21 protein-coding genes are annotated in these 20,852 nt (G+C 44.4%); 17 read left to right on the top strand and 4 right to left on the bottom strand.

Annotated features, from left to right (window positions below; all coding sequences use genetic code 11):
* Nucleotides 1-123 precede the first annotated feature (123 nt).
* The 5 genes from DVG78_RS11650 (at nucleotide 124) to DVG78_RS11630 (ending at nucleotide 4,004) form a co-directional block, all read left to right on the top strand.
* Nucleotides 124-399: a hypothetical protein gene (locus tag DVG78_RS11650; protein WP_114461258.1), complete on the top strand. Its 276-nt coding sequence runs from the start codon at nucleotides 124-126 to the stop codon at nucleotides 397-399.
* A gap of 159 nt (nucleotides 400-558) precedes the next feature.
* Nucleotides 559-948: an SMU1112c/YaeR family gloxylase I-like metalloprotein gene (gene gloA2, locus DVG78_RS11645; protein WP_114461257.1), complete on the top strand. Its 390-nt coding sequence runs from the start codon at nucleotides 559-561 to the stop codon at nucleotides 946-948.
* A 34-nt stretch (nucleotides 949-982) separates the two neighbouring features.
* Nucleotides 983-1,582, top strand: coding sequence for a ribosome biogenesis GTP-binding protein YihA/YsxC (gene yihA / locus DVG78_RS11640; RefSeq protein WP_114461256.1), 600 nt, complete (start codon nucleotides 983-985; stop codon nucleotides 1,580-1,582).
* Nucleotides 1,579-2,508: a 1-phosphofructokinase family hexose kinase gene (locus DVG78_RS11635; RefSeq protein WP_114461414.1), complete on the top strand. Its 930-nt coding sequence runs from the start codon at nucleotides 1,579-1,581 to the stop codon at nucleotides 2,506-2,508. Before yihA ends, DVG78_RS11635 begins: the two co-directional genes overlap by 4 nt.
* Before the next feature lie 56 nt (nucleotides 2,509-2,564).
* Nucleotides 2,565-4,004 (top strand): 4Fe-4S binding protein, encoded by a 1,440-nt coding sequence (locus DVG78_RS11630; protein ID WP_229598204.1) that lies wholly within the window; start codon nucleotides 2,565-2,567, stop codon nucleotides 4,002-4,004.
* Nucleotide 4,005: 1 nt separating this feature from the next.
* Here DVG78_RS11630 and DVG78_RS11625 read toward each other — a convergent pair whose 3' ends face one another.
* On the bottom strand, nucleotides 4,006-4,581 hold the full coding sequence (locus tag DVG78_RS11625) for a hypothetical protein (protein ID WP_114461255.1): 576 nt from the start codon (nucleotides 4,579-4,581) through the stop codon (nucleotides 4,006-4,008).
* Between the two features lie 94 nt (nucleotides 4,582-4,675).
* Nucleotides 4,676-5,218 carry an RNA methyltransferase gene (locus tag DVG78_RS11620; RefSeq protein WP_114461254.1) on the bottom strand — a complete coding sequence of 181 codons (543 nt, stop codon included), beginning with the start codon at nucleotides 5,216-5,218 and terminating at the stop codon, nucleotides 4,676-4,678.
* 115 nt (nucleotides 5,219-5,333) lie between these two features.
* Here DVG78_RS11620 and DVG78_RS11615 point away from each other — a divergent pair, with 115 nt between their 5' ends.
* The 8 genes from DVG78_RS11615 (at nucleotide 5,334) to DVG78_RS30330 (ending at nucleotide 14,202) form a co-directional block, all read left to right on the top strand.
* Entirely contained in the window at nucleotides 5,334-6,572 is a 1,239-nt protein-coding gene (locus DVG78_RS11615; RefSeq protein ID WP_114461253.1) for a M16 family metallopeptidase, read from the top strand.
* Nucleotides 6,573-6,705: 133 nt separating this feature from the next.
* On the top strand, nucleotides 6,706-7,347 hold the full coding sequence (locus DVG78_RS11610; RefSeq protein WP_114461252.1) for an O-methyltransferase: 642 nt from the start codon (nucleotides 6,706-6,708) through the stop codon (nucleotides 7,345-7,347).
* Between the two features lie 20 nt (nucleotides 7,348-7,367).
* Nucleotides 7,368-9,566 (top strand): LysM peptidoglycan-binding domain-containing protein, encoded by a 2,199-nt coding sequence (locus tag DVG78_RS11605; protein WP_114461251.1) that lies wholly within the window; start codon nucleotides 7,368-7,370, stop codon nucleotides 9,564-9,566.
* The gene (locus DVG78_RS11600; protein WP_114461250.1) at nucleotides 9,563-10,126 is read left to right on the top strand and encodes a DUF3109 family protein; all 564 of its coding nucleotides are present in this window, start codon (nucleotides 9,563-9,565) and stop codon (nucleotides 10,124-10,126) included. Before DVG78_RS11605 ends, DVG78_RS11600 begins: the two co-directional genes overlap by 4 nt.
* Nucleotides 10,127-10,158: 32 nt before the next feature.
* The gene (locus DVG78_RS11595; protein ID WP_114461249.1) at nucleotides 10,159-10,488 is read left to right on the top strand and encodes an MGMT family protein; all 330 of its coding nucleotides are present in this window, start codon (nucleotides 10,159-10,161) and stop codon (nucleotides 10,486-10,488) included.
* A gap of 111 nt (nucleotides 10,489-10,599) precedes the next feature.
* The gene (locus DVG78_RS11590; protein ID WP_114461248.1) at nucleotides 10,600-12,609 is read left to right on the top strand and encodes an OmpA family protein; all 2,010 of its coding nucleotides are present in this window, start codon (nucleotides 10,600-10,602) and stop codon (nucleotides 12,607-12,609) included.
* A 167-nt stretch (nucleotides 12,610-12,776) separates the two neighbouring features.
* Nucleotides 12,777-13,586, top strand: coding sequence for a hypothetical protein (locus DVG78_RS11585; RefSeq protein WP_114461247.1), 810 nt, complete (start codon nucleotides 12,777-12,779; stop codon nucleotides 13,584-13,586).
* Between the two features lie 187 nt (nucleotides 13,587-13,773).
* Nucleotides 13,774-14,202, top strand: a complete 429-nt coding sequence (locus DVG78_RS30330; RefSeq protein WP_229598203.1) for a hypothetical protein — start codon at nucleotides 13,774-13,776, stop codon at nucleotides 14,200-14,202.
* Between the two features lie 100 nt (nucleotides 14,203-14,302).
* Here the strand turns inward: DVG78_RS30330 and DVG78_RS11575 are convergent, their stop codons facing one another.
* Together DVG78_RS11575 and DVG78_RS11570 are read right to left on the bottom strand one after the other, a co-directional pair.
* Nucleotides 14,303-14,692 (bottom strand): HIT family protein, encoded by a 390-nt coding sequence (locus DVG78_RS11575; protein ID WP_114461246.1) that lies wholly within the window; start codon nucleotides 14,690-14,692, stop codon nucleotides 14,303-14,305.
* Between the two features lie 83 nt (nucleotides 14,693-14,775).
* Nucleotides 14,776-15,540, bottom strand: coding sequence for a DUF6089 family protein (locus DVG78_RS11570; protein WP_114461245.1), 765 nt, complete (start codon nucleotides 15,538-15,540; stop codon nucleotides 14,776-14,778).
* A gap of 420 nt (nucleotides 15,541-15,960) precedes the next feature.
* Here DVG78_RS11570 and DVG78_RS11565 point away from each other — a divergent pair, with 420 nt between their 5' ends.
* The 4 genes from DVG78_RS11565 to DVG78_RS11550 all read left to right on the top strand — a co-directional run bounded on the left by DVG78_RS11565 (nucleotide 15,961) and on the right by DVG78_RS11550 (nucleotide 20,266).
* Entirely contained in the window at nucleotides 15,961-16,434 is a 474-nt protein-coding gene (locus tag DVG78_RS11565) for a nuclear transport factor 2 family protein (RefSeq protein WP_199563237.1), read from the top strand.
* A 393-nt stretch (nucleotides 16,435-16,827) separates the two neighbouring features.
* Entirely contained in the window at nucleotides 16,828-18,936 is a 2,109-nt protein-coding gene (gene fusA / locus DVG78_RS11560) for an elongation factor G (RefSeq protein ID WP_114461244.1), read from the top strand.
* 143 nt (nucleotides 18,937-19,079) lie between these two features.
* Nucleotides 19,080-19,385, top strand: a complete 306-nt coding sequence (gene rpsJ / locus DVG78_RS11555) for a 30S ribosomal protein S10 (RefSeq protein WP_028522456.1) — start codon at nucleotides 19,080-19,082, stop codon at nucleotides 19,383-19,385.
* 350 nt (nucleotides 19,386-19,735) lie between these two features.
* Complete coding sequence (locus DVG78_RS11550; RefSeq protein WP_114461243.1) at nucleotides 19,736-20,266, top strand: hypothetical protein; 531 nt, start codon at nucleotides 19,736-19,738, stop codon at nucleotides 20,264-20,266.
* Nucleotides 20,267-20,852: the final 586 nt, after the last annotated feature.

The raw sequence follows: 20,852 nt of genomic DNA, 5'->3' as shown, positions 1-20,852 counted from the left end.
AAGTCTTTTTCCGGAAACCAACCAAAACCGCCCCCCTTGTTTTTGCAGTCGACCGGGCTGTTTTCCAACCATTTTTTATTTCTATGCGTCTTTAAGGCACAACTGTCATTCATTTTAAAGACAATGCGCTCACTCATTTTCTTATTCTTTCTTTTTATGGCCGCTTGCCAACCGATAGCCCCTGAACAGGCCGCTGTGATTACAGGCCGTGACTTCACGTTTTGCGGTGCCTGCGGCGGATGGTTCGTACTGGTAGATACGCTCACTTTTCGAGCAGAAGTTCCGGCTGAATTTGCCAAACCTACCACTCCCGTCTGGATCCGCTATGAAAAAGACGAAAGCGACGGCCTGAAAAAAGCGGGTCATTGGATACACATCAAGTCTATACGAAGTCGCTGAATCAGCTGTCTACTTCGTTTATCAACACCAAATGCACTGCCATTACTGCATATTGTTTTCCGTTTTCCCCTCTTCCTTTCTGCATTTTCCACTCCAATTTTTGAGCGTTAACCAAAAGTGGTTTACTTTACACGCTCACCCGATTATCTGTATTACACTATGCTATCCCTTCAGGCCATCCATCACGTCGCCATTATTTGTCGTGATTATACGCGTTCAAAACATTTTTATACCCAAATCCTCGGCCTCACGGTCGTGGCCGAAACCTATCGCGAAGCGCGCGATTCGTACAAACTGGATTTGGCAGTCAATGGCTTGTATCAGATTGAGCTGTTTTCGTTTCCAAATCCACCCGCTCGTCCATCACGGCCCGAAGCGACGGGGTTGCGGCATTTGGCGTTTAGTGTCTTGGATATTGACCAAACTCACGCCTATTTAGAACAAAAAAACGTGGCTTGTGAAGCCATTCGGGTGGATGAGCTGACCCAAAAGAAATTCTTTTTTATTGCCGACCCCGATGATTTACCGATTGAGTTTTACGAAATTTGAGCAATACCGCCCAGTTTCTTCGTAATTTTGTAGCATGAAAATCAAAACGTCCGTTTTCGTCAAAAGCTCGGCCAACAACGAGCAATGTCCCAAACCAGACCGTCCGGAGTATGCGTTCATTGGACGTTCTAACGTGGGCAAATCATCGTTAATCAACGCCCTCACCGAACGACGCGACCTTGCTAAAACCTCCTCCAAGCCTGGCAAAACCCAAGTAATCAACCACTTTCTAATCAACGACTCGTGGTATTTGGTTGATTTGCCCGGGTATGGCTACGCCAAGGTTTCCCAAACTGACCGCAAAGCATGGGGCGAAATGATTAATAATTATTTGTTCCAACGCGAAAATCTGATTTGTACCTTTGTGCTCATCGACAGCCGCATTGAACCCCAAAAAGTGGACTTGGAGTTCATGGAAAAACTCGGTAGCAATGGCGTACCTTTTGCCCTTATTTTTACCAAAACAGATAAACTAACAGCCACTCAACTGCAAAATCACCTGTCTGATTATAAAAAGAAGTTACTAGAAACGTGGGACGAACTACCGCTACTTTTTATAACCTCATCGGTGTCGAAGCAGGGACGCTTGGATGTTTTGAAACAAATTGATGAATGGAATCAGCTAAAAAAATGAACATAACTACCCTCACCGTCAACCCTGCCATCGACAAAAGTACGGTCATTGACCGGCTGATACCCGAACAAAAACTTCGATGTGATCCACCTCGTTTTGATGCGGGCGGCGGCGGCATCAATGTGTCTAAAGCCATACGACGGCTGGGCGGTAAATCGTTAGCCATCTTTACGGCGGGCGGTGCGTCGGGGCAATTGTTGGCGGATTTGGTAAAACAAGAGCAAATTGACGCCCAAATCATCGAAACCAACGAATGGACTCGGGAAAATTTCGTTGTTGCCGAAACATCTACCAACGCCCAATACCGCTTTGGAATGCCGGGAGCCGCACTCACGGAAGCCGAAACACAGGCGATTTTGGATGCTTTAGAACATTCTGGGGCCAATTATGTAGTAGCCAGCGGCAGTTTGCCGCCCAAAATGGACGTCAATTTTTATGAAAAAGTAGCGGCTATTTCCAAAAAAATCGGTGCTCGGCTCGTCCTCGACACTTCGGGTGAGCCGCTCCGTGCCGCGTGCGACGAAGGCGTGTTTTTATTAAAACCCAACATCGGCGAACTGGAAGCATTGGTCGGAACCACCAACCTCCAAATGGACGACGTGGATGATGCCGCCCGCAGTCTCATCGGCGACGGCAAATGCGAAGTGGTCATTGTCTCAATGGGGCCCAAAGGGGCGATTTTAGTGACCAAAGACCTCTGCGAACACATCCCCGCCCCACCCGTGCAGAAACGCAGTACCGTCGGTGCAGGCGACAGCATGGTGGCGGGCATGACATGGGCACTCACGCAGGGCCTGTCGTATCCCGAAATGCTACGCTGGGGCGTGGCGTGCGGCTCAGCGGCAACCATGAACGAGGGCACCCAGCTTTTTTTGCGCGCCGACGTAGAGCGGCTGTTGGAGTGGTTTAAGCGATTTGGAAAATAAACCACCCCGACTGACATTAGAAATCTGACTATTATTTGAAGGCTAACAAAATAAAAGTGAACGCCTACTTCCAACATATCAACGAAGGCATCCGCACCACCCTTGCGGGGATGAAGCTCACGCTCAAACACTTATGGGATGCACGCAAGCGACGCGGAAATCACAGCATCCGCGAAAATGACTATTTTCAGGAACAAACTGGAATGGTGACGCTTCAATATCCCTTTGAAACCATGCCCATCCCCGACAATGGCCGGTACCGTCTCCACAACGAGATGGATGACTGCATCGTTTGTGATAAATGCGCCAAAGTCTGCCCAGTAGATTGCATTGATATTGAGCCGATTAAGGCCACTGAGGAAGTAGGAAAAGCCTCTGACGGCTCCCCCATTCGTCTTTATGCAGCGGTATTTGACATCGACATGGCCAAGTGCTGTTACTGCGGACTTTGCACCACGGTTTGCCCTACGGAGTGCCTGACCATGACCAAAACGTTTGATTACAGCGAATTTGACGTGCGGGACATGAACTATCACTATTCAAACCTTACTCCCGAACTGGCGGCCGAGAAAAAATCGCTTTATGAACAATTCTTGCTGGAAAAAGAAGAGTTAAAAAAACAAAAAGCCTCTCCCCTGCCCACTGAAGCAATCGCTACCCCAACGGCAAAACCTAAACCTGCTTTCGCGCCCAAAAAGCCCGTTATTGGAAGTCCACAGGTAGAGGTGGAAAGTACGGCAAACAGTGAAGTAACGCCGAAACCAAAACCCGTTTTTGCGCCCAAAAAACCAGTTTCTGAAAGTCCACAAGTAGACGTTGAAAGTACGGAAAACAGCGAAGTAACGCCGAAACCAAAACCCGTTTTTGCACCCAAAAAGCCCGTTATCGAAAGCTCATCGTCTGCCGAAAACAGTGAAGTAACGCCGAAGCCAAAACCTGTTTTTGCACCTAAAAAGCCAGTTATCGAAAGCTCATCTTCTACTGAAAACAACGAAGTAGCGCCCAAACCAAAGCCCGTTTTTAAACCCAAAAAACCTGTTGTTGACGATTCCGCAGCTATTGCTGAAAATGCGCCATCCATCGAAAACGGTGAGCCTATTGCCAGACCTAAACCTGTTTTTACGCCCAAAAAACCAGTTACTACTACCGTAGAAAATCAGGAGTCGGCTATTGAAAAAGCTGCGAATAATGAACCAAAAGAAGAGGTCAGCGGTACGCCCGAGGCAAGGCCAAAACCTGTTTTTAAGCCCAAAAAACCAGTAGTCGAGGGTTCACAAGCGCAGGCAATAGTAGACATTACACCAGCAAACGACGTTGCTCCACCCAAACCTAAGCCCGTGTTTGTTAAACCTACGGTTCCATCCGTGGAGGAGAGCGTAGCGCCCGAAATTTCAGAATCAGAAACCACTGAAACTAAAAATATCGATTTAGACGGGGTAAAACCCAAGCCTAAACCGATATTTAAGCCTACGATGAGGCCAAAAAAGGAGGAATAAATTAAGCGCCAGTGGTATCAGGAGGAGTTGCTGTGTCTGTCGGCTCAGGTTTTGGCTTGCGAACGTATGCTCGCTTGACTGGAATTGCTGGGGCTTTTTTAACGGGTGCTTTTGGCATAGGCGCTGGTTTCACTTCAACAGGAGTTTCAACCGCTTCGGGTACCGCCACCTCTTTTACTTCATGATGCGTTTTTTTTGATGAATTATCTTTTTTGTCACCTTCATCCTTTTTTTTATCTTTTTTATCCTTATCAGCCTTCTTGTCCTTATCAGACTTCTTATCTTTATCGGCTTTTTTATCTTTATCTGATTTCTTGCCTTTATCTGCTTTTTTAGCAGCTTTTTCAGCTTCTTTTGCTAGTTTTTCGGCGGCTTTTTTTGTTTTTTTTGCTGCATCTTTTGCCTCTTCTTCTTTTGCTTTCGCCTCCTTTTTCTTAATTTTATCTAATTTCTTAGCCAGTTTTTCAGCTGCTTTTTTGACCGCTTTAGCTATTTTTTTAGAAACAGTTTCCCCCACAACGACGGCAGCAATTTTTTGGGCAATTTCGCTTGAGGCTTTTTTCTTTTCTGATTTCATGGGGATTTCGAGATTGTGTTTTATTGTAAAGTAAAAAATCTACAAATACATAACTAAATTTCCGTTAAAACAAAAATTTCAGGTTATTTTTATGTTAAGATTTTAGCATTTTTGAGACATAATCCCACGCCACGATTCCCGCACTCACCGATACGTTGAGGGAGTGTTTAGTGCCGAATTGGGGAATTTCCAAACAAATATCGGCTTGGCTTACCACTTCTTCATTTACCCCAAAAACCTCATTGCCGAGCACAAATGCATATTTTTGCTTCAATTCGGGCGTAAAATCCTGCAATTTTGTACTTCCTTCCGCTTGTTCTAGCGCCACCACCTTATAGCCTTCTGCCTTCAATCGTGCCACTAAGTCCAACACATCTAGCACATGTTCCCACACCACCGTTGTATCTGCCCCCAAGGCCGTTTTGGTAATATCGCGGTGAGGAGGCGTACCCGTCAATCCACAAAGGTAGATTTTCTCCGCCCGGAAGGCATCAGAGGTTCGAAACACCGAACCGACATTGTTTAAACTGCGAATATCATCCAGCACAAAGACAAAGGAATGTTTTGGAGCAAGCAGGTATTCATCGGCAGAAAGGCGATTAAGCTCTTCCATTGATACTTTACGCGGAGAAATCATTACAAATTGACAGATTAAAATAGACCTTTATGAACGCAAAAATAGTGGGAATATAGACGTCTGAAACCTCTATCCACCAAAAACTGTTATCTTTGTATAGTGACAAAACTTACGAATGGAAGAATATAACTTACACACGCTGCCCAATGGCATCCGTGTCGTACACAAACAAGTACCTCATACTCAGATTGCCCACTGGGGCATCATGCTCGACATCGGTAGCCGCGATGAGCTGCCGTATCAGCAAGGTTTAGCGCATTTTTGGGAACACATGGCCTTCAAAGGCACCCAAAAACGTAAATCATACCACATCATTAATCGTCTCGAAACCGTTGGCGGGGAGCTGAATGCCTACACGACCAAGGAAAAAATCTGCTTTCACGCCTCGCTGCTCGCATCGCACAGCGACAAAGCGATTGAGTTGCTTTCTGATATTTCGTTTCATTCTATTTTTCCCGAAAAACAAATCGAGAAAGAGCGGGGAGTGATATTGGAAGAAATGGCGATGTATCACGATTCGCCCGAAGATGCCATTCAGGATGAATTTGATGAAGTAGTTTTTCAAAATCACCAACTGGGTAAAAATATCCTTGGAACGTCGGAAACGGTACGCTCTTTTGGGCGCAATGATTTGCAATCTTTTATCGCAGCCAACCTTGATACTGAGCGCATTGTGGTTTCGTTGGTGAGCAATTTACCCTTTAAGAAAGCCGTAAAACAGGCCGAGAAATACCTCTACGACTTGCCTCATTGCACCACGCAGCGAGTACGTACGTCGCCCGAAATTTATGTACCTCAAATCATCCAAACGCCCCGTGGCATGACGCAGGCGCAGGTGGCCATGGGTCGCCCAGCCTACGCGCTGATGGATGAGAAGCGCTTGCCGTTTTTTATGCTTGTCAACTTGCTTGGTGGGCCAGGCATGAACTCCCGCTTCAACATGACTTTGCGCGAGAAATACGGGTTGGTTTATTCCATTGAGGCCAATTATGCGCCATTTTTGGATACGGGTTTTCTGGGTGTTTTCTTTGGTACGGAGCCTACCAACCTGGAGCGTGCCATGCAACTCGTAAATCGGGAACTTCGCCTGCTACGCGAAAAACCGCTTTCAACAATTCAGTTGCGCAATTTGAAAGAGCAGTTGATGGGCCAACTCGCCATGTCGGAAGAAGGTAATCAGAGCTTCATGCTGATGATGGCCAAGAGCATTCTGGATACGGGCAAGGTAGATTCATTACAGGAAATATTTGCCGAGATTGATGCGGTAACGGCTCCGCAATTGCAAGATATTGCCCAAGAAATGTTTGACGAAAGTCAGTGGAGCACCCTGACCTTTGTTCCAGAAAGTGAGTAACGAACGAGAGAATCAACGATAAAATATATTCCAAATAAGTAACTGTAAAGAAGCATTTTAAGCGATAAAAACGGCCCAAGTATATCTTTTTAGCCGTTTTTTCGTTTATATTTGTTGAAATAACACTCACTGAATGGATTTTATTCCTGCAGCCATAGAAGCATACGCGCTGGCCCATACGTCAGCCGAAAGCCCCTTACTGGCGCAACTCAACCGGGAAACCCACGCGAAAGTACTTCAATCTCGAATGCTTTCGGGACATTTGCAGGGCCGTCTTTTGTCGTTGTTTTCGACCATGCTTCGACCGCGTCGAATCTTGGAAATCGGCACCTATACGGGGTATTCAGCCTTATGTTTGGCCGAGGGATTGACCGAAGATGGCATTTTGACGACCATTGACGTCAACGAAGAACTAGAATCGTTTGTACGGTCTTTTTTTGACCAATCTCCCCTCGGACACAAAATTGATTTCCGCATTGCCAATGCCGCTACGCTTATACCCACCTTGAACGAGACCTTTGACCTCGTCTTTATCGATGCGGATAAACTCAATTACGGTTTGTACTACGATTTGGTGTTTGACAAAGTCCGTCCGGGCGGAGTCATCATCGCCGACAATGTCCTTTGGAGCGGAAAAATTGTTCAGTCGGACAAGCGAATAGATAAGGATACTCAGGCCCTTTTAGACTTTAATCAGAAACTCCACAATGACCCGCGGGTGAGCAATGTGCTGCTGCCAGTTCGAGACGGACTATTAATCGTGTGGAAACATTAACTTTTAGCGATTCCAAAGCAATGAAACGTACCTTAACCCTCATCACCTTCATTTCTTTCTTTGCCATCTCCGCCATCTTGGCGCAGGCACCTGCCGTTCCTACGGTTCCATCCAGCGTAGGCTTTGCTGGAATGAACGTTAAGATTGACGATGATGCCCGAGCCATCATCCAATCAGACGTGAAAGCGCTCCTCGGCAACCGCAAGTATTGGGAGTCCAAGCTCGACCGTTGCGTGATGTATTTTCCCCTCATTGAAGGGATTTTGATTGACGAAAATATTCCCACCGATTTTAAATTTTTGGCCTTGCAGGAAAGTGGCCTTCAACCCGATGCCGTTTCCGCCTCCAATGCCGTTGGATTTTGGCAATTCAAAAAAGAAACCGCCGTTGATTACGGTCTACGCGTTGACGACATGATTGATGAGCGCAAAAACATTACCGCTTCTACCCGGGCAGCGGCGCGCTACCTCAAAAAAAGCAATACACAGTTCAACAACTGGGTTGCTTCATTGTACTCTTATTATTTGGGCGCAGGAGGAATCAGCAAAAACATTCCCAGCGAATGGTCGTATGCCAAGGAAGTTACATTAGACGGTAAATCAGACCGTTATATTTTGCGTTTTTTTGCGCATAAAATCGCGGTTGAATCCGCCATTGACCGTTATCAATCTCCTATTCAAACGGTATTGCTCGAATATACGCAGGCCAAAGGCCGAACCTTACGGGATATTGCCTCGGAGCTAAGCATCGACGAAGCCACTTTGCGCAACGAAAACCGCTGGCTCAATGCCAACGAAATTCCGACTGACCGAGATTATACACTGATTGTTCCTGCAAACAGCGAGCAGCTTTCTGCCACCCGTACTCGCCTCTCGGCGGTTCAAAAGCCTAACCAGCGCGATAATTTCGCCCAAAAAGACATTGGTTTCCCAGTCTTAGTCCGCGCCGAAGGCTACAGCAATGACTTATTGTTGTATGAAATAAATGGCTTGCCGGGCATTATGGCGGGAGGCAATGACAATGTGGAATCGTTGGCCAGAAAGGCAAAAATTAGTTTCAGCAGTTTTTTACGGTACAACGAAATGTCGGAGCGTGACCCCATTGTTCCAGGAGACGTTTATTACTTAGCCAAAAAAGGCAAACGTGCCGTTGTTCCTTTCCACACCGTTCGGGAAGGCGAGTCGCTTTGGAAAGTTTCGCAAGTGTACGGAATTCGATTAAAATACATTGTCAAAAACAACCGCATCGACAATCGTAATCAACGCCCACAAACAGGCCGAGTGCTTTGGCTAACAAAAAAACGGCCCCGCAACACCCCAGTTGAAGTCGTAGATATGCCGCAGGATGAGTGGGTTCCGGGCAGTGGAAAATCACAGCCTCGTCCTGCCGCGCAGGAGAATACCCGAGAAAGTGCAACTCCGACTGCTTCCAACAAAATACCGCAAAATCCATCTGAGCGTAAAGTTTACACGCCCAAGATGGCCGATACCCCACCCCCTACCAAGTCTACGGCCAACGAATCAACATTGGGTGGGGTCGAAGTAACGGATGCCGCCAGTCTGCCTAAGCAAGGCACCTCAACAACGGCACAACCCACCAAGCCCAATAAAAGAGCACCTTCTTTTAACCCAAATGATGACGACAGGGTGGTGATTATCAACGACGATGAACCGGTGAGACAAACTTCGACCAACAAACCAGCCAACAAAACCGCCGCTACCCAACCCGCACCGCAGACAACCGCAAAACAGCAACCAGTAGTTAAGAATACAACTCCTCCTACTACACCTAAAGAAACGGTGAAAGAAGCGCCTATTGTAACGACCAAAACCGAAACGCCTAAACCAAAAACGTCGACGCCACCTTCAGCACCAGCAGCAAGCGGAAAAGTCATTAAACACGTAGTAGAACCGGGCCAAACTTTTTACAGTATCTCAAAGATGTATGACGTGACCGTCAACGATATTTTATACTGGAATAATCTCCCGCAGGATGCAAAGCTGCTGCGCGGCCAAAAACTAACCATTCGCCCCGTAGGCGACACGCTCACTCAACAACCTAAAGCTGAAGAGTTTACGAATCATACCGTAGCCCAAGGCGAAACAATGTTTAGCATTTCTCAAAAATACGGAGTCAAAGTAGATCAAATCAAAGAATGGAACGGGTTGCCAGATACAGGAGTGAAACTCGGGCAACAACTCAAGATTAAAAAACAATGATAGTAATTGATAATACCGTTATCAGCGACGATATAGCTGACCATTTTTTCGTTTGTGAATTGTCCAAATGCAAAGGTGCTTGCTGTGTGGAAGGTGACTTGGGCGCTCCCCTTGAGCAGGATGAATTGGCGCTACTTGAAGAAGTTTATCCTCACGTAAAGCCCTATTTAAACAAAAAAGGCATTGAAGCCATTGAAAAAAACGGTCTTTACGAACAAGATTTAGATGGCGACTATGTTACGACCACGGTCAATGGCAAAGAATGCGCCTACGCGATATACGACAAAAAAGGAATTCTAAAATGCGGTATTGAACAGGCTTTTCTGGACGGAAAAATTAACTTTCGGAAACCCATTTCCTGTTATCTTTATCCCATTCGGGTTACTAAATATGACCATTTTGACGCGCTCAACTACGACCGCTGGCATATTTGCAACCCCGCCTGCCACAACGGACGCGAGTTAGGCGTGCCGATTTATAAGTTTCTGAAAGACCCACTCATCACCAAGTACGGCAGTGCATGGTACGAAGAATTGGTCAATAAAATTGAGAACCAGTAACCTTACATCTTCAAAATCGGATAATTAAACCGTTGGAATCTAAAAACTTCTTTGATGATGTCTACGACGTAGTTCGACAGATACCCGTGGGACGCGTGACGTCGTATGGCAGTATTGCAAAGTTTTTGGGTTCTAAATTGAGTGCTCGAATGGTAGGCTGGGCCATGAACGCCTGCCACGGAATGCCCGACGTCCCCGCACACCGAGTCGTAAATCGAAATGGCATTCTCTCGGGGAAGCATTTTTTTGGGTCACCAACGGCCATGCAGGAGCTTTTGGAACGAGAAGGAATCGGGGTAGAAAATGACAAAATCAAGAATTTCAAAAACGTCTACTGGGATCCTTCTGCTGAACTTTTATAATCCTAAAAAACCTACCAATCAGCCTTTTTACCCTTATTCGCTTTGTGAAAATTAAACTGAATAAGGGGGCGATTGGCACGAATAATGCAAGACTGAAAAAAAAGTGTTGCTATGCGTATTCTGATTCAGTGTTTTCTCTTAATAATTACGGCCTTTTGGGCATCTGCCCAAAACGAACAATGGGCCTCGAAAATAGTCGGCGTTTCCTCTGAATATACGGCTGGCAACGGCCAACAATACCGCGCCGTTCAGGTGTTGGGAAAACCCAATAAACTGCCCCAAGGCGAAACGGGTGCTACTGCCTGGCGGCCCGAACAACCCGACAATGGCATGGAATGGATAAAAGTAGGTTTTGAAACACCGCTTTCCATTCGGCAAATTGCCATTGCAGAGAATTTCGGAGCAGGATGCATCACCACTATTTTTGCCTACGATTCCCAAAACAAAGAATACAATATCTACACCAGCAAACCTGAAACTACCCAACGCAACGCGGGGATGTTGCGGGTTTGGCTCCCCAAACTCACCGAATACAAGGTGGCTTCGCTGAAAATAGTGCTCGATACGAAGCGCGTTAAAGATTGGAATGAAATTGATGCCGTTGCCATTTCAGCCTCTGAAACCCCCATTGAAGCATCCATTAATTTGGCAAAAAATGTTCCAAAAGAACTGAAAAAAGAAAACCTCGGAGCCAATGTCAACTCTAAAGCAAACGAGGTTGCTCCCGTTATTTCTCCTGACGGCAAAACCATTTATTTTACCCGCTTTGACCATCCCGAAAATCTAAAAAACAGCGAAGATTATGATGTATGGTTTGCGGAAGAAAAAGACGGTGTATGGCAAAAGGCCCGTAACATGGGCACTCCCGTCAACAACATTCGGGAAAATTCCATTTGTTATATTTCTCCCGACGACCGCACAGCTTTACTGATGAATATTTACCGCCCCGACGGTACGCTGTCCAAGGGGGTATCAGTCAGCCGTAAAAATCGAAACGGCTGGACTTTCCCGCAGGAAGTGCGCCTTCAAAGCTATGTAAATGAACATCCCTTTTCGGGTTTTTATATCAGTCCCAACGGAAAAGTGATGGTCTTGTCTTTGCAAGATGCCAATACCAAAGGCGGTGCCGACCTCTATGTTTCTTTTCTGCAAACCAACGGGACGTGGTCAGCCCCTACCAATATGGGTGCCAGTATTAATACCGCCGATGACGAATTTACGCCCTTTTTGGCTACCGATAATAAGAGTTTATACTTTACCTCCAACGGCCGCAGTGGTTACGGAGAGATGGATATTTACGTAAGCCGTCGGCTAGACGATAGTTGGACCCAATGGTCGGAGCCTGAAAATTTGGGGCCTGCTTTCAACACTTCTGATTACGAAGCTCATTTTACCATTCCTGCCTCGGGAGCGTATGCATATTTCTGTTCTTCCGAAAACTCGCTGGGTGAATTTGACATTTTTCGGATAAAACTACCCGAATCTGTGCGGCCTATCCCCACGGTTATGCTTCAGGGCAGCGTGATTGACCAAAAGACCAAACAGACCGTGGCCGCCGAAGTGATTGTGGAAGATTTGGACCAAAAACAACCGCCCCAGCGCATTGACTATGACCCCGCCGTGGGTGATTTTAAAATTGTGTTGGATACCCAAAAACAGTACGGTCTCACGGCGCAGCGGAAAGGCTACCAAGCAGCAGGTACAATAGTGGATTTGACGAAAGAAAAACAATACCGCGAAATCCGTCGCGAAATCGTTTTGACCCCCATCGAAATTGGCCAAAAAATAACCCTCAACACCATACGTTTTGCCCAAAGTAAGTTTGACCTTCTACCCTCATCTTTGCCCGAACTAGACCGCATTGCGCAAATGATGACCGAAAACAGCAGCATGGAAATTCTGCTCGAAGGCCATACCGACAACGTGGGTAATTTTGAAGCCAACGTCCAATTGTCTAAAGACCGGGTGGAAGAGGTAAAACGGTACTTGACCACTAAAAATATCAACGCAACACGCATCCAAACCAAAGGCTACGGCCCCACCCGCCCCGTAGCCCCGAATACCAGCGAAGAAAGTCGCAAACAAAACCGACGCGTAGAGTTTTCCATTATAAAAATATAACTGTTTCTAAATAGTTTAGCCTTCGCTTTTACGTTTTACATCAATATACACCGACTGAACGTTGGTGTATATTTTTTTTCCTGAAAACGAAAACCCGCCTCGGCAGCGTTGTTACTTATGTTATTCATCCAATGCACTACCTAGCAGCATCGCCAATTATCCGCTCAATGAAGAGACTTACCCTATTATCGCTATTTACTGTTTTCGCCTGCGGCAAGAATCAAGCGCCTGCTCCCATCCCCGTACCGACCCCAGTTTGCAATATCAGTAGTGAAACTGGCGTCAACAATACCTATAAACTGGAATACCTATACGGCGCCTCGGGGTCGCCGGAGGGGGTGAATGTATCTATCAAAAACAACGCCGACGGGCAGTTGAAGCCCGTAAGTACGGCTCGATATACCTACGAAAACAATCGTTTGGTGAAAGTAATCGACGGAGCGGTCGAAGAAACCTTGGCATACGCTCCCAACGGGGCATTAACCCGCCTCACGGTAGACAAGACCATTGAACCTGCTTATGTTAATTATACCCTTTCCTTTGAAACAGACGCCAACCAACGAATCACCAAGGTGACGGATACGATGGGAAAACAAACGATGATTAAAAGAGATTCCAAGGGAAATATTACGGAAACAATCACAACAGATACTCAAACTGGCCAAGAAATATATCGTATTGAATTGAGCAACTACGATAACCGAAAATCCGTTTACGATTCTTTTAAAGGCTGGTCATTCAGCGTACTGAACTACTATGCCGACTACATCAAATTCCCGCTTTTTACAACAGGCGCAAGCGGCAATGCGGGCAAACGCATTGACTATGTGGCAGGGAAAGCCTTCAGTGAGACTACGTATACGTACACCTACAATGAAAACGGCTTCCCGTTGACGGAACAATCATTTACCCGATTTTCAGATGGTTCGGGAGTAGCGACCAACAGCCGAACTTTTGTGTACGCAGATTGTAAATAAGAGGACTTAAAACGTAATTTTTTCTACGACATCAGAATCTTGCCTGTGCTGTCGGTTACTTATAACCGACAGGTGAGGTTTCTCAAAACCTCGTATTGTTCGGTTTTGAGAAACCTCACCTGTCAGATTTGAGAATCTGACAGCACTCTCAGAAAATAGAGTACTTTGTAAAATAACCTGATTTTTCTTGCAGAAAACGCAAGATTTAAGGATACTTGTAAACTTAAATCTGAATCATTCTGTTGCGATGCTGCCATATGGCAACCAGATGATTATCAATCCAAAACAACATAGTAATATTGCGTCTAATGACAAGTTGGAACGTAGAAACATTGACATTAACAACAAAATGGGAAAATTGCTCAGCAATAAAGACTACTCTAAAATGACACTTGAAGAATTAGGGTCAGAAGAAAAAAAAATAAAATCGCAAAAAATCCCAACTGCTTTGTTCATCGGTTTTTTGGTTGGTATCGCTATTTGGTCGGCTACGCACAAAGGAGGTTTTTTCCTGACTGTTGGGTTGCTAATTTTTGCTTTGATCATTGGTTCCAGGTATTCAAAAAACCTAAAGAGCATTCAAGCGGAAATAAGCCGCAGAGATACTGGTCGGTGAGACGGGGTGTAAGAGTGATCGGTATGTTCGTTCATACAAATAACCTGTCCAACCATCAAAACTCCTTGAGGTTTTGCAAAAAACTCCCAGTATCAATACCCTACAACTTCTCTCGTATTTTCGCAGCAATCTCCGCCAACTCATCCTGACTCATTTTGAGTTTATTATTGAAATTCATATCCGCCATGCTATTGAGCGGAATCAGGTGGACGTGGGCATGAGGTACTTCTAATCCTATAACGGCCACACCGATGCGCTTACAAGGCACGGCTTGCTCAACAGCGGCAGCGACTTGCTTCGAAAATTTCATTAAACCTTCATACAGTCTATCTTCCAAATCAAAAATGTAATCTATTTCTTGTTTTGGAATCACGAGTGTATGGCCCGGAGCGCAGGGAAAAACATCAAGAAATGCCAAAAAGTCTTCGGTTTCGGCAATTTTATGGCAGGGTATCTCACCATTAACAATACGCGTGAATAAAGAAGGCATAGTTTGTAGGTATAAAAATGGAAGTACACAAAAGGATAATTATCCAGCAAGTATAACAACAAAATAGCATAACTAAAGACCCATCAACGCCATTTTCGTCGTATGCTTTTCCGCTGAATTCCGAGCCGATACGTTCCTGTGATGGTAACCAATTGATAGCCATCATTTCTATTTGGATTTCCTGCCTTGCTTATCCCATCGACGTAGTCGCTCGTGGCAATTCTAAAAGAGGCTTCTATCCCCAAATTGACGCTCGGCGACAGGTCAAATTTCATCCCTCCTCCAAATGCAAATGCCAAATGCCAGTGTGCGTATCGGGCATTTTTATCGTGCTCAATTCCTTCCAAAATGGTCGCATAAGGCGAGTAGGTCTGTGTAAAATCGGGACGGGGATTGGTATAAACCACCGTCGGGCCAGCAAAAAAATAAGGCGTATAGACGGGTTGATAGCCATAATATTGGCGATAATAAATAGGATTAATGTCAAAGTAATCCCATTCTATCAAAAAAGCATTTTCAACAAATCGGGTGTCGATACTCAGATTTCGGGATGCACGATTAGGATAATTACTGTCTCGACCGCTGAATTTACCGACTTGAAAATTATAACGGAGGGCAAAATTACTTGTGTTTATGTATTTACGAATAAATCCATGGTAGCTGAGATTAAACTCTTTCGACACGAGATCTTGTTGATTTAAATCTCCTAAATACCCAACCGCTCCCAAGCCTCCTCCTACCTCCCAGCGATTTTCGGCCTGTCCGCAGGCAGTGTGTCTATTTAACAATAACAAAGCCAAAATCCATACAGCCCTTCCTAAACGGCCCAAAAAAGAATAGTCTTTCATTAATTCAATAAAATCATAGGGTAAACAATCATTCTTGTCGGGTATAGACGAACAAAAATAATACCAAACCTTCCCTAACTTGTTTGATTAAAACCTTCATTTTCTTTTCCAGTGCTAAGTCTATTCCTTGAGTTCTACGGGCCACAACTTCCAAATCCAAACCTCCAAAGAGGCTTCTTTTTTCTGACATCCTGCTGAAAATATCCCTAACGTATACTACTCACGACTGAAAGGTTTCAAATTTGATTTCATCAAACTAAATAAACAACAAAATTTACTTGATTATCAAATAGTTATCTTGGTTTCATATTTGGAAACCATCATTATTATTTTTAGTTTTGTATAGGTGCTCTTTTCAGGATATTTAGCCATGAATCAGTGGTGATTGTTAAGTTCTTTAACATTTTAACTATCCATAAAATGAATAAAATTTTGACACTTCTTATCTTGGCATCCTTCCTCTTTACTTCATGTAAAACCAGTTTTAGCAAAAAGGAAACACAAAAAGGGATGATAACTGAAACAGAAAATAGTACGACAAACCTCACACTTGCCGCAGTGGAAAGGTTCAATGCCGCGTTTAATCGTCATGATGTTGATGCGGTGATGAATGCGATGACAGAAGACTGTATTTTTGAGAATACAAATCCGCAACCAGATGGTACCCGTTTAGTAGGGGCTGAGGCTGTAAGGGCGTATTGGGGAAAGTTTTTTGCTAATAATCCAGATGCTTTTTTTGAAGCAGAGGAGACATTTGCCCACGGTGACCGTTGTGTGGTCAGATGGATCTACCGCAAAACGAAAGAAGGAAAGCCTTGGCATCTGAGAGGAGTGGATATCTTCAAAGTTCGAAATGGGAAGGTAGCAGAAAAACTAGCTTACGTAAAAGGGTGATGGTATATTTTTTAAGAACTCCACTTCCTGAAAGTTATACGCTTTCGAGAAAAGAAACCACGGCCCAACCAAGTGTTTGAGTATACATTATTAGGGTATTTGAAATAGACTATTGGACTACCTGCTATTGGGTTGTGAGCAACTAACCCCGCACCTTTTTGGCTAAAAATCCCAAACTTTTGCTTAGCTACCAAAAACTGTGCCTTCAATTTGCAAATTTGTATAAATCTAAGTTTGCTTTTCCGATGTAAAACTTCTAATTTTGCGCTCTGATTTTCAGAATGGTACCGTAATTTGTGCGTATATGCCTAATATTGAGGCCAAAAGCGTTCTGCATATCATCACAAATCAAGGAACTTAGACTTAACAGATTTAATAACAATCACAAAAACCATGGCACGTGATTTAAAATTCACAAGAAACATTGGGATTGCTGCTCACATTGATGCTGGGAAAACCACCACAACGGAGCGAATTCTATATTACGCAGGGGTAAGCCACAAAATCGGTGAGGTACACGACGGTGCTGCAACGATGGACTGGATGGCGCAAGAGCAAGAGCGCGGTATCACAATTACTTCAGCTGCTACCACAGTAGATTGGCAGTATAGAGATAACAAATACCACATCAACATTATTGACACGCCGGGCCACGTTGACTTTACAGTAGAAGTAAACCGCTCACTTCGCGTATTGGATGGTCTTGTATTTTTGTTCAGTGCCGTTGATGGTGTTGAACCTCAATCTGAAACCAACTGGCGTTTGGCCAACAACTACAACGTAGCACGTTTGGGCTTCGTTAATAAAATGGACCGTTCAGGAGCTGACTTTTTGAACGTCTGTAAGCAAGTAAAGGAAATGCTGGGTAGCTACGCAGTGCCTTTGCAATTGCCAATCGGTTCTGAAGATAACTTCAAAGGGGTAGTTGACTTGGTGAACTTCCGCGGAATGGTATGGAACGAGCACGATAAAGGAATGACCTTCCAAGAAGTGCCTATTCCAGACGACATGCTCGAAGAAGCAACCGAATGGCGGGAGAAATTGCTCGAAGCCGTGGCTGAATTTGATGATACCTTGATGGAAAAATACTTCGAGGATCCAACATCAATCACCGAAGACGAAATATTAGCCGCTTTGCGTGAAGCTGTCATTGCCATGAAAGTTGTCCCTATGCTTTGTGGTTCATCTTTCAAAAACAAAGGTGTTCAAACCATGCTAGACTACGTGATGGCGTTGTTGCCTTCACCGTTGGACAAAGAAAGCATCAAAGGAACAAACCCTGACACTGGCGCTGAAATCTCTCGTAAACCAAGTGTAACGGAGCCTTTCTCAGCTTTAGCGTTCAAAATCGCTACTGACCCTTACGTAGGTCGTTTGTGCTTTATTCGTGCTTATTCAGGTGTATTAGAAGCAGGTTCTTATGTATTGAACAACCGTTCAGAAAACAAAGAACGTATTTCTCGTATTTTCCAAATGCACGCTAATAAGCAAAACTCTATTGAACGTTTGGAAGCAGGTGACATTGGTGCAGTAGTAGGTTTTAAAGACATCAAAACGGGAGATACCCTTTCTGATGAAAAACATCCTATCATTCTGGAATCAATGGTTTTCCCTGAGCCAGTTATCGGGTATGCCATTGAGCCTAAGAAAACAGCAGATCAGGATAACTTCTCGAAAGCCATCGGTAAACTCATCGAAGAAGATCCAACCCTCCAGGTTGAATCAAACGAAGAGACTGGTCAGACCATCATCAAAGGAATGGGTGAGCTTCACTTAGAAATCATCATCGACCGTATGCGTCGTGAGTTCAAGGTGGAAGTAAACCAAGGTGCGCCGCAGGTAGCTTACAAAGAAGCCATCACGAAGAGTGTTGAACACCGTGAAGTTTATAAGAAACAAACGGGTGGTCGTGGTAAATTTGCCGATATCGTTTTCGAAATCGGGCCACGCGATGACCACGAAGAAGGTCAGGAAGTGAAGAAAGGTTTACAATTTGTAAACGAAGTCGTTGGGGGTGCTATTCCACGCGAATTTATCCAACCCGTTCAAAAAGGTTTTGAAGCAGCAATGGTAAACGGTCCTTTGGCCGGCTACCAGTTGGAGAGCATGAAAGTGCGTCTTTTCCACGGTTCTTACCACGATGTTGACTCCGATTCACTTTCGTTTGAATTGGCCGCGAAATTGGGCTTTAAAGAAGCCGCTCGTCTAGCCGGTCCAAAATTGTTGGAACCCATCATGGCGGTTGAAGTATTGACGCCTGAAGAATACACGGGTCCAATCACGGGTGACTTAAACCGTCGTCGCGGTATCATGAAAGGCATGGACTCACGCGCTGGTTCACAAGTAATCAAAGCTGATGTACCTTTGTCGGAGTTGTTTGGTTACGTAACCGACCTACGCACCATGTCGTCGGGTCGTGCTACTGCCAACTTGACCTTCTCCCACTACGAGTTCCTGCCAAACAACTTGGCCGAAGTCGTGATTGCAAAATCAAAAGGATAGTAAATCGGTTAGCAGTAAACAGTCTACAGTCAGCAGTTCTTAAGATTATATTCTGTTTACTGCCAACCTAAAAATATTTCCTGTCGGAGTTAATGGCTCTTTCGACGGGATGTTATCAAAACAATCAGAGCCACCTTATCACAATGAATCAAAAAATTCGTATCAAACTGAAGTCATTTGACCACAACTTGGTGGACAAATCGGCGGACCGCATTGTAAAGGCGGTGAAATCAACGGGTGCTGTGGTTAGCGGCCCGATTCCATTGCCTACAGAAAAGCAAATCTACACGGTACTTCGCTCACCCCACGTGAACAAAAAATCACGTGAGCAGTTCCAACTTTGCACCTACAAGCGCCTGATTGACATTCACTCTTCAAGCGCCAAAACCGTAGATGCTTTGATGAAACTCGAATTGCCAAGTGGCGTTGATGTTGAGATTAAAGTTTAATGATAAGGTTTCCAACCACCAAGCCGGCTTCGAAAGAAGTCGGCTTTTGTTGTTTTAGGGGTAAAATGAGCCTCTTCCCACCCCCAAAACCGTTTGATAAGTTTTCGTTGGTTTTGCCCTACTCCTTCTTTATCTTCGACACTCGTCGTATCATTGCGTAACTCTACGTCCTGACAAACTCCTTTAAGTACCGCTCAAGGTGGTTATTTATCCGTTTTATTCGCTCCTACAAAAGCTATTATAAACCTTGAATTCAAGAATAAATTGTAATTAAATTCTGGTTACAAGCTATTCAATCTAATAAAAAAAGAGCCAATTTAGCGTATCGAATCCCAAAAACTTAGTGAAACATGAATACCACTATAAAACTTTTGATAGCTATCTTACTACTACTGCTGGCAATAACGGTTGGACAAACACAAACAAAATCTGAATTGACTCAGGCAAAAAATAAGAAATTTTCACAAACGCAACGAGATTCAATAATAGTTGAATATGAAACTTTAATGAAGATTGCCCGAAAATACGGAGTAGAAAAAAACTTTTCTTGGGAGCCTAAAGATCCTAAGGCGAATCCCAAAAACTTTAAAAAACCTGATAAGGTGGTCTTAAGAATAAGTCTGGAACAATTTGAGGCTGGAATGAAACAACTTGCTTTTAATGAGAAAAGGTCTGAAATCTTAAACCAGTTCTATTTTAAAGACTATCCAAATCTCAGTACAGTGAAAGCGTATATCGCCTTGAAACGAGAATACATCAAGAAATACCCCGAATATCTCAAGGATGAAGCCGCTTTTCAAGAAGCTCGAATACAAGAAGAAGAAAAAAATGCGGATAAGATTATTCTGAATACTAAAAACTTTCAAAAAGTTAACCCCTGATTCATATAAAACTCGAATTGCCAAGTGGCGTTGATGTTGAGATTAAAGTTTAATGATAAGGTTTCCAACCACCAAGCCGACTTCGAAAGAGGTCGGCTTTTGTTGTTTTATTTATTTCCGTCCCGTAAACAAAAATCCCTCTTTTAGCTCCTTTTGGGCAATAAATTGCCACAAAATCCACAACTCACTTCTTTTATTGAAAAAATTATAGATTTAATTACCCTATTCCAGCATCTCTTCTCCTTTACTTCCTGCAATACCACCTGTAATTCCTTCTCTCGTTGGTCAAAGTCTTCTGAAGGGTGACTTCGACCTTTCTATAGAGAGAGTGTTCGTAAAACGGTGAGTGCCAAAAACCTATTCCATTTAGTAGTTATTGGGCTGTGCGAAACACCGTTCATTTATATATTTTAATCTACTATTCTCCAAATTAGCCCTAACTTGGAGAATAGAGTTGGCTGTCCTCATTCCCTAGGCCGCAGCCATTTTTAAATAGAGTTCCTCTTGGTTTAACCATATTTGCTGAGGTGTCTTGCCCTTGAGAGCTGAGTGGGGTCTCTCAAAATTGTAAATTCGCCACCACTCA

The organism is Runella aurantiaca, from assembly GCF_003339505.1.
Lineage (GTDB): Bacteria > Bacteroidota > Bacteroidia > Cytophagales > Spirosomataceae > Runella > Runella aurantiaca.
Note: the sequence above shows the minus strand (reverse complement) of the source record. Positions and strands in the feature narration are given on the sequence as shown.